The organism is Chamaesiphon minutus PCC 6605 (genome assembly GCF_000317145.1).
In the GTDB taxonomy this organism is placed as follows: Bacteria; Cyanobacteriota; Cyanobacteriia; order Cyanobacteriales; family Chamaesiphonaceae; genus Chamaesiphon; species Chamaesiphon minutus.
Genome location: NC_019697.1, coordinates 230,779 through 253,042, shown reverse-complemented (window position 1 = coordinate 253,042; position 22,264 = coordinate 230,779). Strand labels below are relative to the sequence as shown.

At 44.2% G+C, this 22,264-nt stretch carries 23 protein-coding genes; 9 read left to right on the top strand and 14 right to left on the bottom strand.

Features of this window, described 5'->3' with window-relative positions:
• Nucleotides 1-170 precede the first annotated feature (170 nt).
• The 4 genes from CHA6605_RS01235 (at nt 171) to CHA6605_RS31135 (ending at nt 1,702) form a co-directional block, all read left to right on the top strand.
• Nucleotides 171-476, top strand: coding sequence for a hypothetical protein (locus CHA6605_RS01235; protein WP_015157734.1), 306 nt, complete (start codon nt 171-173; stop codon nt 474-476).
• A 66-nt stretch (nt 477-542) separates the two neighbouring features.
• Nucleotides 543-737 (top strand): hypothetical protein, encoded by a 195-nt coding sequence (locus CHA6605_RS01230; protein ID WP_015157733.1) that lies wholly within the window; start codon nt 543-545, stop codon nt 735-737.
• Nucleotides 722-1,063, top strand: coding sequence for a type II toxin-antitoxin system PemK/MazF family toxin (locus CHA6605_RS01225; protein ID WP_015157732.1), 342 nt, complete (start codon nt 722-724; stop codon nt 1,061-1,063). Before CHA6605_RS01230 ends, CHA6605_RS01225 begins: the two co-directional genes overlap by 16 nt.
• A 9-nt stretch (nt 1,064-1,072) precedes the next feature.
• Nucleotides 1,073-1,702 carry an alpha/beta hydrolase gene (locus tag CHA6605_RS31135; RefSeq protein WP_015157731.1) on the top strand — a complete coding sequence of 210 codons (630 nt, stop codon included), beginning with the start codon at nt 1,073-1,075 and terminating at the stop codon, nt 1,700-1,702.
• Nucleotides 1,703-1,886: 184 nt separating this feature from the next.
• On the opposite strand, the gene CHA6605_RS01215 is transcribed toward CHA6605_RS31135, so the two are convergent.
• The gene (locus tag CHA6605_RS01215) at nt 1,887-2,345 is read right to left on the bottom strand and encodes a CBS domain-containing protein (RefSeq protein ID WP_015157730.1); all 459 of its coding nucleotides are present in this window, start codon (nt 2,343-2,345) and stop codon (nt 1,887-1,889) included.
• Nucleotides 2,346-2,602: 257 nt separating this feature from the next.
• Nucleotides 2,603-3,010: a peptide-methionine (R)-S-oxide reductase MsrB gene (msrB, locus tag CHA6605_RS01210; protein ID WP_232432156.1), complete on the bottom strand. Its 408-nt coding sequence runs from the start codon at nt 3,008-3,010 to the stop codon at nt 2,603-2,605.
• 438 nt (nt 3,011-3,448) lie between these two features.
• On the opposite strand from msrB, the gene CHA6605_RS01205 reads away from it, so the two are divergent.
• Nucleotides 3,449-5,041 (top strand): glycoside hydrolase family 3 N-terminal domain-containing protein, encoded by a 1,593-nt coding sequence (locus CHA6605_RS01205; RefSeq protein WP_015157728.1) that lies wholly within the window; start codon nt 3,449-3,451, stop codon nt 5,039-5,041.
• A gap of 350 nt (nt 5,042-5,391) precedes the next feature.
• Here the strand turns inward: CHA6605_RS01205 and CHA6605_RS01200 are convergent, their stop codons facing one another.
• The 7 genes from CHA6605_RS01200 to sufB all read right to left on the bottom strand — a co-directional run bounded on the left by CHA6605_RS01200 (nt 5,392) and on the right by sufB (nt 12,650).
• On the bottom strand, nt 5,392-6,666 hold the full coding sequence (locus CHA6605_RS01200; RefSeq protein WP_041548574.1) for a SufS family cysteine desulfurase: 1,275 nt from the start codon (nt 6,664-6,666) through the stop codon (nt 5,392-5,394).
• 73 nt (nt 6,667-6,739) lie between these two features.
• A complete protein-coding gene (gene sufD, locus CHA6605_RS01195) occupies nt 6,740-8,041 on the bottom strand; it encodes a Fe-S cluster assembly protein SufD (RefSeq protein WP_015157725.1) in 1,302 nt (433 codons plus the stop codon).
• A gap of 265 nt (nt 8,042-8,306) precedes the next feature.
• On the bottom strand, nt 8,307-9,089 hold the full coding sequence (gene sufC / locus CHA6605_RS01190; protein WP_015157724.1) for a Fe-S cluster assembly ATPase SufC: 783 nt from the start codon (nt 9,087-9,089) through the stop codon (nt 8,307-8,309).
• A gap of 187 nt (nt 9,090-9,276) precedes the next feature.
• Nucleotides 9,277-9,537 (bottom strand): DUF433 domain-containing protein, encoded by a 261-nt coding sequence (locus tag CHA6605_RS36985; protein WP_315874960.1) that lies wholly within the window; start codon nt 9,535-9,537, stop codon nt 9,277-9,279.
• Between the two features lie 358 nt (nt 9,538-9,895).
• Nucleotides 9,896-10,462 (bottom strand): Uma2 family endonuclease, encoded by a 567-nt coding sequence (locus CHA6605_RS01180; RefSeq protein WP_015157722.1) that lies wholly within the window; start codon nt 10,460-10,462, stop codon nt 9,896-9,898.
• Nucleotides 10,463-10,588: 126 nt separating this feature from the next.
• Nucleotides 10,589-11,062 (bottom strand): hypothetical protein, encoded by a 474-nt coding sequence (locus CHA6605_RS01175; RefSeq protein WP_157259703.1) that lies wholly within the window; start codon nt 11,060-11,062, stop codon nt 10,589-10,591.
• A gap of 148 nt (nt 11,063-11,210) precedes the next feature.
• On the bottom strand, nt 11,211-12,650 hold the full coding sequence (gene sufB, locus CHA6605_RS01170; protein ID WP_015157720.1) for a Fe-S cluster assembly protein SufB: 1,440 nt from the start codon (nt 12,648-12,650) through the stop codon (nt 11,211-11,213).
• A 386-nt stretch (nt 12,651-13,036) separates the two neighbouring features.
• On the opposite strand from sufB, the gene sufR reads away from it, so the two are divergent.
• A complete protein-coding gene (gene sufR, locus CHA6605_RS01165; RefSeq protein WP_041548572.1) occupies nt 13,037-13,681 on the top strand; it encodes an iron-sulfur cluster biosynthesis transcriptional regulator SufR in 645 nt (214 codons plus the stop codon).
• 155 nt (nt 13,682-13,836) lie between these two features.
• Nucleotides 13,837-14,082 carry a hypothetical protein gene (locus tag CHA6605_RS01160; RefSeq protein ID WP_015157718.1) on the top strand — a complete coding sequence of 82 codons (246 nt, stop codon included), beginning with the start codon at nt 13,837-13,839 and terminating at the stop codon, nt 14,080-14,082.
• Nucleotides 14,083-14,270: 188 nt separating this feature from the next.
• On the opposite strand, the gene CHA6605_RS01155 is transcribed toward CHA6605_RS01160, so the two are convergent.
• The 3 genes from CHA6605_RS01155 to CHA6605_RS01145 form a co-directional block, all read right to left on the bottom strand.
• On the bottom strand, nt 14,271-14,759 hold the full coding sequence (locus CHA6605_RS01155; protein WP_015157717.1) for a hypothetical protein: 489 nt from the start codon (nt 14,757-14,759) through the stop codon (nt 14,271-14,273).
• 175 nt (nt 14,760-14,934) lie between these two features.
• Nucleotides 14,935-15,234 (bottom strand): DUF3146 family protein, encoded by a 300-nt coding sequence (locus tag CHA6605_RS01150; RefSeq protein ID WP_015157716.1) that lies wholly within the window; start codon nt 15,232-15,234, stop codon nt 14,935-14,937.
• 121 nt (nt 15,235-15,355) lie between these two features.
• Nucleotides 15,356-17,671, bottom strand: a complete 2,316-nt coding sequence (locus CHA6605_RS01145; RefSeq protein WP_015157715.1) for a helix-turn-helix domain-containing protein — start codon at nt 17,669-17,671, stop codon at nt 15,356-15,358.
• Between the two features lie 354 nt (nt 17,672-18,025).
• On the opposite strand from CHA6605_RS01145, the gene CHA6605_RS01140 reads away from it, so the two are divergent.
• Together CHA6605_RS01140 and CHA6605_RS01135 are read left to right on the top strand one after the other, a co-directional pair.
• The gene (locus CHA6605_RS01140) at nt 18,026-18,964 is read left to right on the top strand and encodes a ferritin-like domain-containing protein (protein ID WP_015157714.1); all 939 of its coding nucleotides are present in this window, start codon (nt 18,026-18,028) and stop codon (nt 18,962-18,964) included.
• A 12-nt stretch (nt 18,965-18,976) separates the two neighbouring features.
• Nucleotides 18,977-19,720, top strand: coding sequence for an isoprenyl transferase (locus CHA6605_RS01135; protein ID WP_015157713.1), 744 nt, complete (start codon nt 18,977-18,979; stop codon nt 19,718-19,720).
• Nucleotides 19,721-19,883: 163 nt separating this feature from the next.
• Here the strand turns inward: CHA6605_RS01135 and CHA6605_RS01130 are convergent, their stop codons facing one another.
• Nucleotides 19,884-20,708 (bottom strand): hypothetical protein, encoded by an 825-nt coding sequence (locus tag CHA6605_RS01130; RefSeq protein ID WP_015157712.1) that lies wholly within the window; start codon nt 20,706-20,708, stop codon nt 19,884-19,886.
• Nucleotides 20,709-21,022: 314 nt separating this feature from the next.
• Nucleotides 21,023-22,198 carry a TRC40/GET3/ArsA family transport-energizing ATPase gene (locus tag CHA6605_RS01125; RefSeq protein WP_041547415.1) on the bottom strand — a complete coding sequence of 392 codons (1,176 nt, stop codon included), beginning with the start codon at nt 22,196-22,198 and terminating at the stop codon, nt 21,023-21,025.
• Between the last annotated feature and the right edge of the window lie 66 nt (nt 22,199-22,264).

Here is a 22,264-nt window from a genome sequence, read left to right as displayed (position 1 = left end):
AGTAAAGCACCTTTTCAAGACACAATCGCTGTCTGTCCTAACAGCCTTGGCAAAACGATATCTTTGGAAGTTCCGGCATTTGTCGATTTCAGTCTCAAATTTGACTCGATCTATAATTATTGGTAATCTTCAAAGCACCTTAACGATTTGTCCACCTTGCAAGTTGAGATATGAGCGATCGGCAATTTCATCCTTGCCCAATCTGTACAACTCCAGTCCCTCATTGGGAAAGGTATCGACGCGCCGTATGTGGTGCTTGCTATGACAAAGCTTGTGACGATTCTCCACTGGAGAGGCTCCGCCAACGGGGGAGAAAGTTGAATTTTGATAATGTTTCAATGGGTGGAGGTTTTGAAGCGATTGTAGCTGACACCAAAGCAGAATATGAAAGTCACATTTGCTACATTGAAGGAGTGGAGTGTTGGGCTGATGAGGCTCTATTTGGTGGCATCATGATTCAACCACACGATGGATAGCGGTTTGAGCCATACGAAATGATAAAATATTTACATTAAAGATCGACGATAACTTGAATTGTCCTTATGAGTATTCGAGAGCAAATTATAAGAGAAACCGAAAACACCTCCGATCCGATCCTGTCCGAGGTGTTGGAGTATTTGCAATATCTTAAAGTCAAACACCAACGAGAAATTCCTGAAACTCTGTTACTCAGTGAGTTGGTGCTCAAGAATGATTGGCTCAAACCTGAAGAAGATGCAGCATGGCAAAATTTGTAGTAGGTGATGTTGTCATCGTTCCTTTTCCATTTTCGGACTTAACACAGACAAAACGCCGTCCGGCACTGATTGTTGCCGACTTACAAGGCGAAGACCTGATTCTCTGCCAAATTACTAGCCAGACTATATCCGATCGATATGCGGTCTCGATTTCAGATGATGATTTCACTATTGGCGGCTTAAACCAACCTAGTAATATTAGACCAAACCGAATATTTACGGCATCCCAAACCATCATTGCTTACAAAGCGGGAGCAATTATTCCCACCAAATTATTGGAAGCGATCGATCGAATTGTTGAAATACTTCATGCGCCCCAAAATTAATTAAAAGCCGTGACGCAAATTACCATTGGCGATATCGATCTTAACTACCAAATTCAAGGTAGTGGCGAACCGTTACTGATGATAATGGGTTTGAGTTTTAGCCTACTTGACTGGGGCAAGAAATTCACCGAACTACTTGCTAAAAACTATCAACTTATCCTCTTCGACAATCGCGATGCTGGACTCACCAGCCCATCCCCGCGCCTGTATAGTATCGTAGATATGGCAGATGATGCCGCAGGGTTATTAGACGCATTACATATTCCAAAAGCGCATGTATTTGGTGTCAGTATGGGTGGTGCGATCGCCCAGCAATTTGCTCTAAAATATCCCGATAAGCTAGACAAGCTCATTCTCGGCTGTACGATGGCGGGTGGTAATTGCAGTCAGCTTGGAGATATCAGTGGCGTGATGAGTGGCAATCTTTTAGATTTATTATTTACACCCACATTTATTCAAAATCATCGACAGGAACTCACAGAATTTCTCGCCGAAACGATCCCATTACATAGTCGCGATGCAGCTTTGCAGCGTCAGCTTCAAGCCTTCGCAAGCCACGATACTTGCGATACTTTGAGCGATAGAACACTTTGGTTTTACCTATACCCTCCGCAAGATTCAAGTCACAGAAAAAGATAAAGTTACAGATAAATGGATGATTATTGCTGGCGTCCTTCACGAACCAGAAACGCTCTCTAAATAATTCGATCGAGAATTAAGCTCGAATTGAGAGATAGTTCTAAAAATGCAGGGTAGGGGTAATTCATTAATTACCCCTACCCTCAATTTTTAGCGATTAGCGATCTTGTTAATACTACTAAATTTATACAGCCGCGATCGCGCGAACGATGTCACTTTCGGTAATAATGCCGATCGGACGATCGTTTTCATCAACCACAGGTAAGCGGTGAATTTTCTTGTCATGCAGGATTCTGGCTGCCTCTGGGAGCGTAGTATCGGCACTAATCGAGATCGCGTGAGGAGTCATTACTTCGCCAACTGTTTGCCCCAAAGCTTTGTGTAAATCTCGATCGTATGTGAGGGGATTTTTGAAGTAAATTACACCACCCAAAAATATCATATATGGCGGTTGTTCTAGACCTTGTTCGCGCCACATCAGATCGGCTTCAGAAATTACGCCGACTAGTTTGCCATCATCATCAATTACAGGTAAACCACTAATATGTCGATCGACCAACAGCTTTACTGCATCCGCTAGCGGCGTGCTGGGCTTAACAGTAATCAGCTCGCGATTCATCCAATCTGCAACAATTTTTGACATGATTTACCTCATCTATAGATGTATGGTTAGTTGGCGAATTTCGATCGACTTGAAGCGTGCGTTTAGTAATTACCAACAGGTTGAGTAAATATGCTCGATATCTTTATTATAAGAATTGGAGAATAATTAGGTAGAAAAATTATAATAACTTCATGGATCTGAAAATGATAATTGCTGGCGATATCTAACGATCGCCAGCAATCGCTTTTAGCAATTATCCGTCGGGAAACAAAGGCGTATCCGAGTTACTGCCTTCGTTAAGCAGGAATAAATTTCATGGAGACGCCGTTCATACAGTAACGGAGTCCAGTGGGTTTGGGGCCATCTTCAAATACATGTCCTAAATGTCCGCCGCAGCGACGACAATGGACTTCAGTACGAGTAGAAAAGAATGATTTGTCAACTGAAGTTTCGATCGCACCAGGAATCGGATCGTTGAAACTCGGCCAACCAGTGCCGCTGTTAAACTTGGTATCGGAGACAAATAGTGGTAAATCGCAGCCAGCACAGACAAACTGACCCTTGCCGTACTCTTTATCGAGAATACTGGTACCAGCACGCTCTGTACCGTGTTGCCGTAATACCTTAAACTGTTCGGGAGTCAGGATCTTTTTCCACTCTTCGTCGGTTTTGGTAATTTCAAATTCGCCTTGTGTCTTTGCCATGGGGGATGTCTGGGATGATAAAAAATAGAGTCCGCTTGCCGCACCGATCGGTACTAACGCAGCCGATAATAGAGTTCGTCTTTGCATTTTGTCAGGATCGTCGAGATCTACTCGATCGCAATCCACCTTAGGAAATTGATGATTACTTATATTTTAACAATTATCTGAAGTTGAGGGCATAATTATCGATCTCGATCGAATAGTCTGAAACCTATATGGTATGGACTGCTCGCCTTACATGACTTCGGCGGAGATAGTGTTACCCCCAACCCCCCCGATCGAGCGGATGCGCGCACGCCTTTGTTTGCCGACGGTTTAGCGACTCGCAAGGCGTCCGGTTCCCCGATCGTGGCAGCGAGACAAGACAGCGCACCAAGCAGGGGTGCCCGTAAGGCGGGGGGTAAATCTCCGCAGCTAATCAAACAACCCCACTCCCCCATGAAACTCCCCAACCCAAACACCCTCACCCTCGCCCAACAAGTCGCCCAAATGGTGGTTGTGCGCGCATCCAGCCATTTATTCGACCATCAGATTCAGTATCCCGAATTTGGCGAACGCGATCGAGCGACGCTCAAACATTGGATCGCCGATCTCGGTGTCGGCGGGGTAATATTCTGGGGTGGAAATGCTGGCGAATTAACGCTCAGAATCCAGCAATTGCAAGCCTGGGCGAATTATCCGCTCCTCATTGCCGCCGATATTGAAGAAGGAGTCGGGCAAAGATTTACAGGTGCAACTTGGTTTCCACCGCCAATGGCTCTCAATGCGATCGCGCAGACAGACTTAGCCAAAGCGATCGATTACGCTCGGCAAATGGGTGCGATTACCGCCCAGGAGGCTCTAGCAGTCGGCATTAATTGGATTTTGGCTCCGGTAGTCGATGTTAATAATAACCCCGCCAATCCGGTGATTAATATTCGCGCCTTCGGGGAGACTCCCGATATCGTCAGTCAACTAGCTACTGCCTACATTCGCGGAGCGGCGGATCATCCCGTCCTCACCTGCGCCAAACATTTTCCCGGTCACGGGGATACAGGCGTAGATTCGCACTGGGCGTTGCCCACGATACCCCACGATCGCGCGCGATTAAACTCGATCGAATTGCCCCCATTTAAAGCCGCAATTCAGGCGGGGGTAGATAGTGTGATGAGTGCCCATTTACTAATTCCTGCGCTCGATGCCGAATTACCCGCGACGCTCTCACCCAAAATTTTGACTGAAGAATTGCGGCAGAATTTGGGCTTTGAAGGGTTGATTAGTACCGACGCCTTGGTAATGGGGGCAATTGCCGATCGATATGGCGCGGATGAGGCTCCAGTAATGTCTGTGACGGCTGGCTCGGATATTATTTTGATGCCTGTAGATCCCGAAATTGCAATTCGAGCCGTATGTAATGCGGTAGAGTCGGGACGGATTAGTGCGGAGCGAATTAGAGCGAGTGTGGGGCGGATTTGGCGCGCCAAACAGAAGTTATTTCAAGATTGGGATGGTGTCACATTGACTCAATCGCCTGTCAATAGTCAACCTGCGGCTTTAACAACTCTTGCCGCACCAACATCAATGGCGATTGCCAAGAACGCATTACAAGATTCCTTAATCATGCAAGGCAATCTCCCACTCAAGCCTAGCTCTGGCAAGAATATAGTCGTCTTAGAAGAAATCCTCGATAGTACTTTTCTCAGCCGGAGTACTCCCGCCGTCACCATTCCCACCAAACTCGGCTATCAACTTCAGCTTATCAATCGCCATAGTCCGGCTATTAAGATCGCACCTGACGAATCGGTCATCCTGCAACTTTTCATCCGTACCAGTCCATTTTCGGGCGGACTTGGCATCACTTCGGTAGCAAAACAATTATTTCAACAATTAATTGCCAGTCAACAACTACAGGGATTAATTATCTATGGTAGTCCTTATTTAATGGCAGATTTTGCCCCACATTTACCACCAGAAATCCCGTGCGTCTTCTGTTACGGACAAATGGCTGCGGCACAATCGATCGCGTTAACCAAGTTATTCGGATATGAATGAAGATCTAGCTTATACCAGTGAAAATATTGCAAATGATGTTAAGTCAATGATTAGTCAGATCTGTCAGATTGCCCCAATCCAAGGATGTTCGGAGGATGAGTTAAACTTACTAGAATCTAATTTAAATATTATTTCTATTTGTTGGATACATTGACAGATAATCATGTATCTGTTTGGGATTGTAGCAAAAACCTAGTAATCTTACAGTACAACTCCTTGTGGGATGTAGTTATAGAAAACTTATTTAACAGAATCATGAACGATCGCGGCTTTCCTACTGCGATCGAAACAGAAGAGTACGATTGACGATCGCTACTCTTCTATTTTGTGGTTTCAGCCCAGGCATTATTTTAACTAAAAATACTATCAAAGAACTCGATCGATTCCTGCAAGGAGGCGATAAAACTATCGATTTCTGCTTTAGTATTGTAGAAGTATAAACTCGCACGAGCTGTCGATTGCGCCTTGATAAAGCGGTGCAATGGTTGGGTGCAATGGTGTCCGGCACGAATGGCAATTCCGGCTTGATCTAACATTGTCGAAAGATCGTGAGGATGCACTTCACCAGAAGTAAAAGAAGCTAATGCTGCACGTTCTTTGGGTGGTTTAGGGCCGTAGATTTTTACTTGAGGAATTTGCATTAATTTCTCAAATAAATAGGTCGTTAATTCTGCTTCATAAGCATGAATTTTGTCCATCCCAATATTAGTCAAATAATCTACCGCAGCGCCTAAGGCGATTGCTTCGGCAATTGCAGGCGTACCTGCTTCAAACTTATGCGGTAAATCTGCATAAGTAGAATTTTCGAGAAATACATCGGCAATCATTTCACCACCGCCTAAGAATGGTGGCATCGATCGCATGAGATTCAATTTACCATATAAGAATCCAATCCCTGTCGGCGCGCACATTTTATGTCCCGACGCCACTAACCAATCGCAATCCAAATCTTGGACATCTAAAGGTAAATGTGGGGCACTTTGGCAAGCATCGACTAATACTTTGGCACCGTATTGATGTGCGAGTCCGACGATATCTTTAATCGGATTGATACAGCCCAGTGTATTAGAAACATGGACGACAGATACTAGTTTAGTTTTCTCGTTGACTAGTGACTGGTAATGTCCGAAATCAAACTCTTCTTCTGGTGTAAGCTGCACGAATTGTAGCCGCGCGCCTGTTTTTTGAGCGACTAATTGCCAGGGAATTAGATTGCTGTGGTGCTCCATCACCGAGAGAATCACTTCATCGCCGCGTTGCAGATTGCTCAATCCCCAACTATAGGCGACTAAGTTAATCGCTTCGGTAGCATTGCGGGTATAAATAATTTCTTGCGAAGAAGCCGCATTAACAAATTTGGCGATCTTTTCTCTGGCACCTTCATAAGCGTCTGTCGCTTCGGAACTGAGCGTATGTACGCCGCGATGGACGTTGGAATTGTAGTGACTATAGTAGTGTTCTAAGGCATGAATGACAGCGTGAGGTTTTTGGGAGGTTGCCGCATTATCTAGATAAACGAGGGGCTTACCATGCACTTCCCGATGGAGGATGGGAAAGTCAGCACGAACTGTATCGGCGAGAGTTTGCGGTTTGTGAATCCCTGATTTAGTTTGAATAAAAGTCATTTCGTCGGCAGTTCCTGTAAGATTTTGGATTAATCGTAGAATCGGGCTTTCTCTAGTCATTGTTTACCAGTTCCTAGTTAGCTTTAAATGCTTTGACTGCCACTGCTAGTTTTTCACGTACTGAGGCGACGGGAATTCGATCGATTATTTCTACAGCAAAAGCGTTAATCAATAATATTTTAGCTGTTTCGACAGCTAAACCCCGACTCTGGAGGTAAAAAATCTCGTCGTCTTCTAATTGGCTGACTGTCGCGCCGTGGGAGCACTTAACATTATCGGCGGTAATTTCGAGCTGAGGCTTGGTATCGATGCGCGCAGTCGATGACAGTAAGAGATTGCGATTCAATTGCCCTGCATTGGTTTGTTGGGCAGCTTGCGGCACGAATACCTTACCGTTGAAGATCGCATGGGCGCGATCGTCTACGATACATTTATGCAGTTGAGCTGTGATGCCATGGGGTTTAGTGAGGGCAATGGTGCTGTGGGTATCCGATTCCTGTTCGCCATTTACCATCGTCAAACCATTCAGATAGGTTTCTGTCTGCGCGCCGATTTGGCAGATTTCCCAGTTGTGGCGGGACAGTTTGCTGCCTAACTCGATCGAAGTACCAGTATAAGCACTATGCTGAGATTGAGACACCGCTGTTTTACCGATATGGATGGCGGTAATGTCTTCGTCTTGGATGCGAGTATGATTGAGTTTGGCAGTATCGCCCAGCCACACCTCAGTAACGGCGTTATTAAAGTAGGAGCGATCTGGAATAGATGTATGCAGGTATTCTTGGATTAAAGTCGCGCTACTTCTCTGTTCTAACACGATTAGCGTGCGCGGTTGAGTCGCGATCGCCGTATCATCTACGGTAGTAATAAATAATAAATGAATTGGTGTCTCAAGTACTATATCTGGAGCTAGCCACAGCACTGCTGCTTCATTAATACCAGCCGTATTAATCGCCGTAAATACCTCTTCACCACCAGGTTGTTTGCCCAGGTAAGTACTAATCGCCAATCCAGTAGCATTGGCTGCGGCGAGGTTACCGACAAATACACCAGCAGGTAAGTCGGCAAGGCTAGACAGTAATGGCGCATAGATGCCATTGACGAATACTAGACGAGTGTTAATGGCTTCTGGCAAAACTAAGCCATTAATATTGACTAGAGGCACTTGTGTCGCTGGTGCCGTAAAAGTTTGGGTAAGTAATGGATCTAAATTAGTAAATCGCCATTCTTCATCTTTGTTGCTGGGAAGGGTTTCTTCTTGCAAATATCCGGCTGCTTGGGTGCGCAGTTCTAGCAGTTGAGGCGTTGCGGGTGGTTGCGTAAGTGCCAGAAGTTGGGCGAGATAGGTGTCTCGATTAGTTAAGGTTGATGTCATAGGAGTAATGCAAACAAAGAAAAAACAAGATTTATAGAGGAATATTTATGAAAACAAAGATCTGTAGGGGTGGGTTTATGCGACTGATATCGTCAGTAATCAGGATTTGAAACAAACCCACCCACCTCACCAGTAACTAACCGAACGCCGAAACTCTCATATTTACTGGTAGGGGAGGGCAGGTTTGTCCGATTGTTGTTAGTGTGTAGCCAGAACCCTAGCATAACCTTGCCCCTACAGATCTGTTGTGTGTTGGCAACGGCAACTAAACGCTTGCTGGTTCGACTTCCGTCACCCAGTCATAACCCTTGGCTTCTAATTCGTATGCGAGTTCCTTACCGCCGCTAGTCAAGATTTGTCCGTTTGCCATCACATGGACGAAATCGGGAATGATGTAGTCCAACAGGCGTTGATAGTGGGTAATCACCAGCATTGAATTATCCTGATTCGACAACTGATTGACACCATTGGCGACAATTTTAAGGGCGTCGATATCTAATCCAGAGTCAGTCTCATCGAGAATCGCTAAACTCGGTTCGAGGATGGCCATTTGCAGAATTTCATTCCGCTTTTTCTCACCACCAGAGAAGCCTTCATTAACGCTCCGGCTAAGAAAAGCAGGGTTCATTTTGACAATCTCTAATTTGTCCTGAATCAAGTCGTCAAAATCAAACACATCTAATTCTTCCAATCCGCGATGCTTTTGGCGAGAGTTGTAAGCCACCCTCAGGAAGTCGAGATTACTAACCCCAGGGATTTCGAGCGGATATTGGAATGCAAGGAATACACCAGAACGCGCCCGATCTTGAGGCTCTAAGTCAAATAAATTTTCACCTTTATAAGTAACCGTTCCACCCGTGACTGTATAAGCAGGATGTCCGGCTAATACTTTAGACAAAGTACTTTTACCAGAACCATTCGGCCCCATAATCGCATGAATTTCGCCAGCTTTGATTTCGAGATTTACGCCATTTAAGATCTGGGTATCATCGACGTTTGCGGTAAGGTTCTCGATCGAGAGGATAACTGGACTATTAGGATTAATCATAATTTAGTTTTTTAATTGATTTTTAATAATATTCGACTAAGTGGTGTCCTACCTATAGACTATCTATAATAATTGGTAGCGGGCGCGTTTTGATTTTTCCATCCGATCGAATTGTAATCAAGGCTCCATTGATTAGCATCTCCTTTGTCCTCTAAGTAACTCTGCTGTCAAAGGTGGTAATCCCTGGTCAAGCAAAAGTTTCATGAGCAATTGAATTAGTAACAACTGAAGCTTTTACTGGATCTTTTGAATTGAGATCGTTATAAATAACGGCTTGTTTGATATCCTCTTCTGTTAATTCTGGAAATTCTTGATATAGTTCCGATCGGTCTGGATAAGTTTGCAGTAGTTCAATTACTCTCCACACTGTTAATCTTAGATCTCGAATGCATGGTTGTCCATTCATTTTTTTTGGATTAATTGTGATTCGATCGAGTGATGGGGGCACACTGCTTACTAAGCCCGTTCTGATTTTAGCATTTTTCAATAATTCAAGACAATATTCATATGCAGAGATAGAAGCACTGGTTTCAAGCAAATTTGCCTTATATTTGTATTGAATATAATTCTCGCATTCCTCTAATATATTTTTGTCGTTGTTCGCTGCAACAAGAATCATTCCAATATATTCTTCTATCTCGTCAAGTTCTCTATTAGAGTTGTTAATATACTCCTCTTTGCTTTGTAAATAGATAATATATTCTAAATCTTTAATAACTAATTTCTTTCTATTTAAATATAAAAGGCTCGAAGGGTTTGTCATAAATCGTAATTCCTTAAATCAATTCTGTATTTAGCGATCGATCTTATCCCACCTTCAGCCAGCCAAAGACATCACCAGCAGTTAACTTAATAGATCGAGCAAATTCAGGCACGATTAATTCAGCTTCGAGTATATCTACTACTTGTACTTGTCGATCGGGTTGATAAACTAGTATCATCTTCTCCGCCGGATCGATTAACCAGCCTACTTCAGTACCATTATCTAAACAATGAAGAATATTCTTAATTACTTTAGTCGTACTTTGGTCTGGAGATAAAATTTCAATCGTCCAATCGGGTGCAGTTGTCACCACATTAGAAACCTCACCATCATCATCTTTGGGAATATTTTCATTCTTCAACACAACTACATCAGGAACGATCGACCTCTCGCCAAAGGTACATCTTAATTCTGGAAATGCGATCGCTATCTTTGCTTCCATTAAAATTGAATTAATGAAAGTAAATAGTTTCATCCTCAACAAACTATGTTTTCCTTGAGGCATTGGCTTGTGAACTATCTTTCCATCAATATACTCACTTGCAGGTTTAGTTTCTGGAAGAGCCAGAAAGTTTTCTAAAGTAAGATATTTTACAGGTGTTGCAACCATTTTAAAACTCTAATTTTGTAGGGTGGGCACTGCCCACATTTAGCTGTTGATCGAGTTCAATTATTCATCAATGTTGGCGATCGGTGGGCAGTGCCCACCCTACAAATTATACAATGGATTGAAATATCATATTCCCAATATCTTTGCCGTCAAATAGCCACCCCGTTCAACTATAAAGGTGTTAGTAATTATCCCAATTGCTCCAACACTGGTATAAATACTGGAGTTGATATTATTAGAGAGCATTTCACGAATTCTTGTGGATAAGAAAGTAATAAATAAAATAATAGATGGCGTTAAACCAATGAAATAAACATCATCTAAGCTGAGATTATTATTTAGTAAATAAGCAACAAAAACAGCTACACTGCTAAATATCAAGTCTACTACGACTGGAATTAGCCACAATATAGCGATTGCAATCGACGAACCAATTAAAGTATATTGTTCGGCAGGCTGAATATAATTAGCATGTAAGATTGCTTCTGACTCACTACCTGACAACTTTTTCGATTGCTCTATCAAGCTATAGACGGCTGCGAACAAGCTATAAACGGCTCCAAATGGCAATAGAAATATAATCATCCACCAATTGAACATGGTATAGAAGATTACAGTTATTTCGTAAAAGAGACCCATCGATATTAAAAGTAAACATCCTATCGATATGTCCAAAATCCAATTAGATACCATGCTGCTAATTGATGAGTTACAAGTAAAAAGACAGATAATATCTGTCTCTTTTTATTTAACCGACAGTACCTTCCAATTTCAGACTCAACAATCTGTCTGCTTCAACGGCAAATTCCATCGGCAGTTGATTAAAGACATCCTTACAGAAACCACTAATCATCATCGAAATCGCATCCTCTTGGGAAATCCCCCGTTGAGCGAAGAAGAATAACTGATCCTCACCAATCTTAGAAGTAGATGCTTCGTGTTCGACTTTGGCGGTTTGATTCTGAACTTGGATGTACGGGAAAGTATTAGCCTGTGCTCTGTCGCCAATTAGCATCGAGTCGCATTGGGAATAATTTCTCGCCCCTTTTGCTGTGGGATTCATTTTGACTAAACCGCGATAGCTATTCTTCGATTTACCTGCGGAAATCCCTTTGGAAATAATCGTACTGCGGGTATTTTTGCCCACATGGATCATCTTGGTGCCTGTGTCGGCTTGTTGGAGATTATTAGTCAAAGCGACGGAGTAAAATTCACCGACGGAGTTGTCGCCGACTAAGACGCAACTGGGATATTTCCAGGTAATTGCCGAACCTGTTTCTACTTGCGTCCAGGAAATCTTGGAATTGACACCTTTACACAAGCCGCGCTTGGTGACGAAGTTGTAGATACCACCTTTACCAGTTTCATCGCCTGCGTACCAGTTTTGGACGGTGGAATATTTGATTTCGGCGTTATCTAATACCACCAATTCGACGACAGCGGCGTGGAGTTGATTGGTGTCGAATGCGGGTGCGGTACAGCCTTCGAGGTAGGTGACGGAGGCACCTTCATCGGCGATGATGAGTGTCCGCTCGAATTGGCCGCTATCGCCAGTATTGATCCGGAAATAGGTGGATAAATCCATCGGGCATTTGGTGCCTTTGGGGATGTAGACAAAGGAACCGTCGCTAAATACGGCGGAGTTTAAGGCTGCAAAGAAATTATCGGCGATCGGCACCACACTTCCCAAGTATTTCTCGATCAGTTCGGGATATTCTTTGACGGCTTCGGAAATAGAGCAGAAAACTACGCCTTCTTTGGCGAGTTGCGCTTTGAAGGTGGTGGCGACAGAGACGCTATCGAAGACGGCATCTACAGCCACATTCGAGAGTCGCTTTTGCTCGTTGAGGGAAATCCCTAGTTTCTCAAAGGTTTCGAGCAACACGGGATCGACTTCATCCAAACTGTCCAACTTTTTGGCGGCTTGTTTGGGGGCGGAGTAGTAGATGATATCCTGATAATCGATCGCGGGATAGTCAACGTGCGGCCAAGTGGGTTCGGTCATCTTCAGCCACTGACGATAGGCACGCAGGCGGAAATTGAGCAGGAATTCTGGCTCGTCTTTCTTGGATGAAATCAACCGCACGATATCCTCGTTCAAGCCGCGCGGAATCTTATCTGATTGGATATCAGTGACGAAGCCGTATTTATAGGGTTGATTGACTAAGTTTTGGACTACAGTACTCATCGATCGCCTGTGTTCTCTCTAGAATTAAGGATGGTTTGTTATTGGCTGGCTACGGCGGAGATCTACCCACCCCACCCTACGGGCACCCCTCCCAGGAGGGGATTTTACCACAGGGAGGAGAATTGAAAGCCCCACCTTTACAAGGGGGGTTGGGGGGTAACACCATCTCAACCGAAGCAAATCTCGAATAGCAGCAATTATCGAAGCTATATGTGAAATCTAGTGGCTGAGGGTAGACAAAAGATTGTATACTAAAACAACGAGCTGATTGTTTAATTATATTGTACAGCACTTTAGCAACAACTATGTTGTTAAAGTGGCAAAAGTAGCGAAAAAGTTTTATCTGCATGTCTGCGCGCGACCACTCCTCCAAACCCAGCACCGATATGATGACAGAGCAGCTTACTTCTACCAAGCAGGATATTCTCGAATACCTGCTCAAGCACGGTCAGGCGATCGCGCAGGACTTGGCGATCGCACTAGATATCAGTCCCCAAGCCGTGCGTCGCCATCTTAAAGATTTGGAAACTGAAGATCTCATCGTCTATAAGTCAGTCTCGGCGGGGACTGGTAGACCGCAGCATATTTATCATTTGAGTCAGAAGGGGCGCGAACGTTTTCCTGACAGGTACGATCGATTTGCCATCTCGTTTCTGGATACTTTAGTCGATAATCTCGGCTACGAGCAAGCCAGCGAAATCATCCACCGCCATTGGCAGAAGAAAAGCATCGATTATCGTCAAAAGCTGGGACAGGGTGAATTGCCGGAGCGGGTGGCTAAGTTAGTCGAACTGCGCCGACAAGAGGGCTATATGGCCGAGTATCACCCTTTAGAGGGGCGAGATGACAAATTCATCCTCACGGAGTACAACTGTGCGATCTCGCAGGTTGCAAACTCGTTTCCGGCTGTGTGCGGACACGAACTCGAAATGTTTGCGGCTGCGCTAGCAGATTGTCAGGTAGAGCGGACGCACTGGCTAGTCGATGGCGAGCATCAGTGCGGCTATTTGATTTCGATGACGGCTAACTAGTACAAACATAGAGCTTCGGGTACCCACAAGGGGCACCCCTACACAATTAATCTGTAGGGGCGCCCCTTGTGGGTACCCTGAATCGAAACTAAGCACTAATATATTTGAACCAGCACAAGATGTGAGTTAACTAAAATAATCGATCGTAAATATCTATGAATGAGAAACAGTATTTAACGCACGCTGAGGCATTGGAGGTAGAAGCAGCATTACTATCTACACATGAAAAATTTTTGACTCGGATTACAATTTCTTCGCTGCGAATGCTTCAACAGATTGCCGATGACGAGCAGGTTGCCAAAATTGAAGATCTGACTCCCCAACAGATTATCAAGTGGTTCGAGCGGGATGCAGAAACTAAACGCTCCCAAGGCGATACCGCAGGCACTTTACAATGGTAAACCGAGCGGGGTATCGCTGGGCTTCGGTCATTGTTGCAAACGAAAACCCAGGCGTTCGATTGAGATCGATGCCTAGGTATGCCGCTCGATACTGGTGACGATCGAGCCAGCGATAAATTGAAGGAAGGATCGAAAATCGTAGCTAATGTTAGCGATTAGTTTGGTTCGGCAAGCTCCGATTCCTAGCATTATTTTTGTTGAGGAGTCGAAAACTGCTTGTTGATTTGGATCAGCTTCTGCTGTTGTTCGGGAGTTAAAATTGAATTCTGCTGAGCGATAGCTTCGGCTTGAATGGCTTTGAGTTTGGTTTGTTGATCTGCTGTAAACGTAAAATTGGGATTTTTCCCCTGTTGCATCGCTACTTGAAGTTGTTGTTTTTGGGTCGGGTTGAGTACAGCAATTTTCTTTTGGAGGACGGTTTGCTGGAGCTTGACTAATTTTTCTTGCTGGTCTTTTGTCAGCTTGAGCTGCTCGATAGCTTGAGCTTGAGCTTGTGCTTGAGCATTGTTGGTATTAGAAGTTGGAGCTGTTTTAGTTGCAGGTGTCGTTGAAGTTGGAGCTGTCTTAGTCGCAGGCGTCTTGGTAGATGACTGGGCGAAACTAGGATTAACAACGGTAGCAACCATCGCTACGGAGCAAATCGTGGTAAATGCAGCAGTTAATGTGAAATTTTTCATAGGATGAGAATGAAAATCTTAGTGGAATTTGACCGATTTGAGAGTCGATTTTGATTGTGACACTTTTCTGATGACTCCGCTAGTTGCCAAAATGTTCTTCCGCAGGTGAATCTCATGCGGCTAGAGGGATACAAAAAATTTTGGCTTTACTGAGATTGGCTACTTTTTCGGCACCTTAAAATTTCGCTCTGACGGTAAATTCATAGTCGCCTCCAGCTTCGAGCTGGTAGTCCCACTGCTTCAAAAATCTACCCAACGCATCTTGAATCAAGGCACGTCCCAGAGCTGGTTCGACAATGAGTTCCAAGTTGCCTTCGCGGCAACACCACTGAAAATCCCAACAAAAGTCGCCCGCACTAACTTCGCCGACAACTTTGCCAAATTGCCAGGAGTGATGGGTTACTCGCACGCGAGCAGTTGTTTCTGGTAGTTGACGTTTAGCCATGACGATCGCGATTATGGGCTGCGGCAGCATAAAGATTTAGATGAATGATAGCTTAACAAACCACTGTGGAGATCGGAATCTATCAATCGTTAGATTGGGGTGTAATGGGTAATGGGTAATGGGTAAAAAATTCTCTCTCCCCCTATCTCCCCTACCTAATTCTCATCAACTGCTCCGGTGCGGCGATTTCGGTGAAGAGTTGATGTGCGTGGGTATGGCGATAAATTTGGCTTTGAGTGAGATCTCCGGCTTGTTGCCATGTGAGTGCTGCTTGATAGTAGGCTTCGGCAAGATCGCATTTGGCTCCGAGTCTGTCGAGAATTTCGATCGCTTGGAGATGGATAGTTTGGGAAGTTTTAATATTATCTTGCAATCGATATAATTGTGCCAAGCTAGTTAAGGTTCGACCTTGAATTTGTAGGTAGTTACCACTTTGACAAAATGTCAAAGTTTGCTGATAAATATTTTCGGCGAGATCGTATTCGCCTAAATTAGTATAAATTTGGCCGACGATCTGGAGAAAATAAGCACTACTACCCGTCCATTTTTGGTGAATAATTACAGGCTCGATTTTGGTAATTAATACTCTAGCTTCGTCGGATCGATCGAGATAAGATTGTACCAACGCTAAACAAACGGTCGCTTTTTGAATCCAGCGATCGCCAGCAGTATTACTGGCAACTGTAATTACTTGTTGAAAGAGTCGGCTGGCGGTGGTTAGTTCCCATAGATCTATATGATATAATCCGAGACTTAAGAGCGAGTCGATATTTAAGATATTTAAGCAATGAATGTCATGGGATCGCGCTTGTCGATCGAGATTTAATAGCATTCGTTCTGTATAATCGATCGCTTGTTGCTGGGTGGCGATCGCGTCATGAACTCGCCCGACAATCCAGTAAAGATCGCCGAGAATATTATTTAATTCGGCAGTCGATCGATCGGGCGAAAGTGCGGTAATTATCTGCGTAATTGCTATCAGGATGGGTTGAATCAGTCCCATTCTATACAAATTGCTGGCTAAGGGTAAAAATTGTCCCCATTGATTGTTACGCGGGTGCAGTAATACTTTAGCAGCTTGCAATAGATCGCCAATTTCTACATAGTGATAATATGCTTCTAATGCCGTAATTGCAGTATGTGTATTGACAATTTTGATAACAGAATCACTCCAATAATTAGCGGCGGCTTGGTGCGCTTTTACCCAGTCATCAGTGCGTTGCAATCTGGCGATCGCTTCGGCTCTAATGGCTGGGTGCAGCCAGTATTTTCCGCAGTGAGACTCAATTAGCGATCGGTTATCGAGCGCGTTAAGTACTTTCGCTCTCGCTGCTGGTTCGATCTCCCATAATAAACAAAATAAAGCATCGGCATTAACTCGACTTAAATCTTGATAGCGATAACAACCAGCTCGGCAGAGTAATTGATAAGCCTCCGGATCTAGAGTTTGCAGGCGATCGAATTGATTGGCAATTAATTGTTTTAGTCCAGTTTCGATCAGGTGAGAATCTCGATCGGTTTGTAAGTAAATGTCGATATTGCCAGCAAAATCGGCATGAATATTACTAGCAATAATTTCCATCGCTTTAGCATTACCCCCATACGATCGATGTAATGACGTAATTGCTGTGACAGTTGGATCGAGCTGACGATAATTAAAATAATTTTGCCATGTATCTACTGCTAATCCCGATAGCCGATAATGGATTAAATTCAAATCTACTTCACATAATCGATCTCGACTGGTAATTAAAGTAATTCCTGGCAACTGTCGATCGGTTAAAATTCCGAGCAATTCTACATAGCTACGATGCGGAAAAATAATGCGCCCATCTCGATCTAATGCTGGCTCTAAATTATCAATTAAAATTCCAATTTTGCGCGTGCTAAGTTGCCGCTTGAGCCGCAGTAGAGCGATTCCATATTCTCTTCCCGGCTCAGTTTGTAAATCTTGTCGCAACCATTCCTCAACAATTATTTCAGCCGGAGTAATGCGAGCGGCTTCTTTTGCCATCGATAATTCCAAAATTAGATCGCAGCCGCAGGTTTTTAAATACTGCTGTGCGAAGGTAGTTTTACCGACGCCACCCTCTCCCAAAATCACGATCGTCCGTTGCCCTTGGGCAACTAATTCGTCTAATCTAGAGATATCTAGTTCTCTACCCATAAATTGACGATCGATACTTTTAGTCGGCACTGCGATCGCTGGACTCTCATGGCGTTGTAAAATCGACTTGAGATTAGTTTTAGTTACCCGCTCCGCCAATAATTGCGACAATAACTGCCACAAAGCTGCGGCAGTGTCTTTGACATGTCCCTCCGTACAATGATAGTCTGCGGCAATATCGATATACTTTCGCCCCAGCCACACCTGCCGAATGATAAATATTTGCAGATCGTTAAGATGTTTACCCGTATTGTGAAGGAGTAATCGATCGATCGTATTTATGGCACTGTCAGCACTCATCGAATAGGGGGTAGGGGATAGTGGATAGGGGATAGGCTTTAGGTTTTAGGTTTTAGGTTTTAGGTTTTAGGCTTTGGCTTTAGGGATTAGGCTTTAGGCATTAGAGATGAGGAGGATACAGGTTAGCACCTACAACCTAATCCTGAAAATCCTGAAAATCCTTAAATCCAGATTGAGAGATGGGGTTTGGGGCATGAGAGCTAATCAGACTAATTATTAACTACTCCTTACAAAATAGTTATTCCCGACTTTTTCAGACTTTTGAGCCGAACGATATTGCCGACGAGATCCGACTGACAGCTTAGATCTGGAGGGTTATAGTTTGATTAACACCTGAAGATCGACTTAGAAGTTATGACTTTATCGCTGGCTGGCGAACGAGATTGCCACAATAAATCGAATTTTTACCTACTAATTAAAGATTTAATCGAGACTTATTTAGATCGAAATTATCTCAACAATCGACTCCAAGAATTACCCCAACAATTCGATCGTCCCCATCCACGAAAATGGGCAAAAATCGAGTGGCATCAGCTCCAATCAAATCTCATCGTTGGCATCGAACCAGCACTATTTCTAGCTATCCTCAAAGGTGCGATCGATACAGAAGCCCCTATTCGAGATTATACCCATACCAGTCGGCAATATCTCGATCCGATCCATCCAGCCATGGCTGAATTTGTCGGTGGGAGGGTTGACGAGCTAGGCAACCGTAGCTCGAAGGGAATTTGGGAGTTAGAAGAAAGTCGCCACGCACCAGCATTAATCGCCATCTATCAGCAATTAAGCGGCGAGCGCATTCAGCCCAATCCCAAACTAGCACGCGCTTATCAACCGACTAATTGCCCCAACAACGATCTCTATCGTCATGGTTTGTCGCGAATTGCGACTGAATATGGTGCTACATGTTTATACATCTGGTTAATGGGGCATTCTACAGGTACATTGCAACAAATAATCGGCGAAATGTTGCGAGATGAAATCAATCATCTCATCAAATTCTGGGGTTTCGGAGTTTGGTTATATCCTGCACCCAAAGGACATCGATTCATTCGCGGTTGTAGACAATTACTCCCCCGCAAATCTGCTTCGGGTGGTAACTTGCTCAAAACTTACTATCGGATGCTGTCGGTGCTGCACTGGGGCGAGTGGAGCTGGCAACATCGTTGGCAATTAGTCGTGACATTTTGGCTGGTGATGCAGCGGCTATTAGTTTGGCACTACAGCCTCAATTCAGATTATTTAAAACAAATTTTTGGCATCCTTCCCGCTCGATTTACACACAAACATTAATTAACTAATTAGATGAATACTCAATTAATTACCAAATTGCCCACTATTTTAGATCCGACTAAAATGCCCCAGCATGTGGCAGCAATTATGGATGGAAATGGGAGATGGGCGAAACAACAAGGATTGCCACGGATCGCCGGACATCAACAAGGAGCCAATACAGTTAAATCATTATTACGCTGTTGTAAAGATTGGGGCATTGCTAACTTTACAGTCTATGCTTTCTCTACCGAAAACTGGGGCAGACCAGCAGTAGAAGTCGATTTTCTGATGCGGTTATTTGAGGGATTATTAGATAGCGAATTAGACCAAATGCACGCCGAAGGAGTTAGGATTAGATTTCTGGGCGATCGATCTCAAGTACCGCTCGGTTTGCAGAGGATGATGGATAAATCGATCGATAAAACCCAATACAATCAAGCTGTGACGTTTAATATTGCCATCAACTATGGCAGCCGCAAAGAAATCCTCCAAGCTTGTAAATCGATCGCCGAATTAGTTAAAGCAGGTGAGTTGGATGTAAATCTACTCGATGAATCGATGTTCGATCGATATTTAGACACCCATGAGTTACCAGATCCCGATCTCTTAATTAGGACCAGCGGCGAACAACGCTTGAGCAACTTCTTATTATGGCAGCTAGCTTATACCGAAATCTATATTACCAAAACACATTGGCCGGATTTTAGCAATGATGAATTCACACTAGCGATCGCTGACTTTCAGCAACGCAATCGGCGGTTTGGGAAAGTGTAAGATAGTTGATAGTTGATAGTTGATAGTTGATAGTTAATATTTGATATTTGATATAAATATTTGTGTATTATCGCGTCAGCATAACACACCCTAAGATCTAAATTATTCACTATTCACTATCCACTATCTACTATCCACTATCCACTATCCACTATCCACTAATTTAAAACCCGTAAGAAAGTCCAACGGATAGTACGGGATAAACATTAAATCCGCGCAGATCGTTTTCGGTTTGACGAACTTGATTGTCGAGTTGACCGCGAGTAATTGGATTATTATTAAAGGCGGGATTGCTGGCATTGAGCGAAACTTTGGGCGCACCTGTAAACATTACTCCCAGATCGGCATTAAAGCCAAAACCTTCATTTGTCGATTTACCAATCCCGATGCCTAGATAAGGTGCGATCGAATTACCGTACTTATACTCGCCACTAAGCGTGCCGACAGCACTGGCGGGGTATTGAATCCCATCGATCGTGTAGGTGCCGTTACCGCCCGGTTTACCAGTCACAGAGAAGCGATTATTTTGAGCGACTAAGCCGCCAGTCACGCGAAAACTGCTGCTAGCAAATGGATAGTAATCGCCGAATAATTGCACGCTGCTGAAATTTAGCTGCGAGTCGTAATTAATGCCGCTATCGTTGCGATTGAACCCGACATTACCAAAGTTCAGCCCCAAACGACCGTTAAATTGTGGTGTCAAAGATTTGGCAACTTCCACGCCAGCACCGAGCGTACCTACCCGCGCCGTAACACCGATCCCCGCAGAATTCCTACCATTGGCTGTAGATTGCCCGTTCGACTGTTGGGATACTTTATATGGCACGATCGGTTGCAGACCGATATCTAGCCCTAGCTTCGATACGGGTGTTTGCCTATCGACGATCGTAACTAGATTTTTTGCTGCCGCAGGATCGATCGAAATCGCATTGAGAAGACAAATTCCGATCGAAATTGCGGTAAGACGGTAGTAAGCGAAATGAGACATAAGGATTACCTCCACTGATTCTACCCTCAATTAGCCTGGGTAGTATATGCGTAGCAACGATAGGTTGCTATTAACATATTACCCAATTACTCGATCGATCTAAAGATTTTATTAAAAATTGGTGCGATTTTCGATCGGCAATATAGGTGTAAAATCGCTACTCGATCGCTAAAAGTCACGCTCGCCAAATTGTTACGGCAAGCGAGATCCGACGATACGTTGGATTTTACAACAGCTATTTTGTAAAACTCCCTATTATCAAAAAAAATAGATAGAGATCGCCGATCTCTATCTATTTTTTCTATCGATCGCGATTACGCGAACTTGATTTTGAGATAATCCTCATCCATCTTCGCACCAGTGGGCTGGAGCGCGGCTAGAGCTTGCGGTAACACCATATTTCGACGGTGGTTACCAATGCGGATATTCAATTCATCCCCAGTTTTATTGAGTTGAATTTGGTCTTTGGCAATTCCTGGTAAATACAACTCCAAACTGTAGAGGCTATTACCTTCTTGCACGATTTTGGTGGTCGTTTCTTGATAATAAACCTTGCTAGGATCTTCATCACGATACAGAGTTTCCTTCAATCGATCGAGGGCGGCAAGTCCGCAGAGTTCTTCTGTATATAAGGGCACCTCTTTTACTGGCAGCGGATGAAAATCTTCGTGAATTTCCAGGCGATACTTCTCTTGATTTTCCTTCCATGTCTTGAAAAATGGATCGGTAACTGTGGCTGGAATGATCCGATTGGCAATTACTAAATCGGTAGAAACATTGTACAAACTCAGATAAGCATGAGCGCGCAGCGATTCCTTAATTACCATCTTTTCAGGATTGGTGACCAATCGTACCGACGAGACGGTATTGTCCATCAAGATCTTTTGCAAAGCCTCGATTTGCTCGTAAAATTCATAGGGCGCATCCATCACTTCCTTATTCGGCAAAGAGAAACCCGCAACTGGTCGGAAGAATGGTTCGACTAACGGTCTGAGCGCGACAGAAACCGCCTGTAAAGGCTTGTAAAACTTCCGCATATACCAACCGCCGACTTCTGGCAAACTCAGCAATCTCAGGGCAGTTCCGGTAGGTGCCGAGTCGATAATCAGCACATCGTAGATTCCTTCGTCAAAGTGCCGCTTCATCCGCACCAGTCCGAAGATCTCATCCATCCCTGGTAAGATTGCCAATTCCTCAGCTTGTACGCCTTCCATCCCGCGCGCTTGCAAAACGTCGGTGATATAGCGTTTTACCGCACCCCAGTTGCCTTCGAGTTCCTTGAGTGCATCTAGTTCTGCACCCCACAAATTAGGGCGAACTTCACGCGGATCGTGTCCCATCTCCATATCGAAGCTATCGGCGAGGGAGTGAGCGGGATCGGTACTGAGGACGAGGGTACGATAACCTAGTTCGGCACATCGCAATCCTGTTGCCGCCGCGACAGAGGTTTTACCCACACCACCTTTGCCAGTCATCAAAATTAAACGCATGTTCTCTATGTTTTGTCCGAGTAATCTTTGGGCGTAGCCTCTATGTGAGAACATCGCTAATCTCGA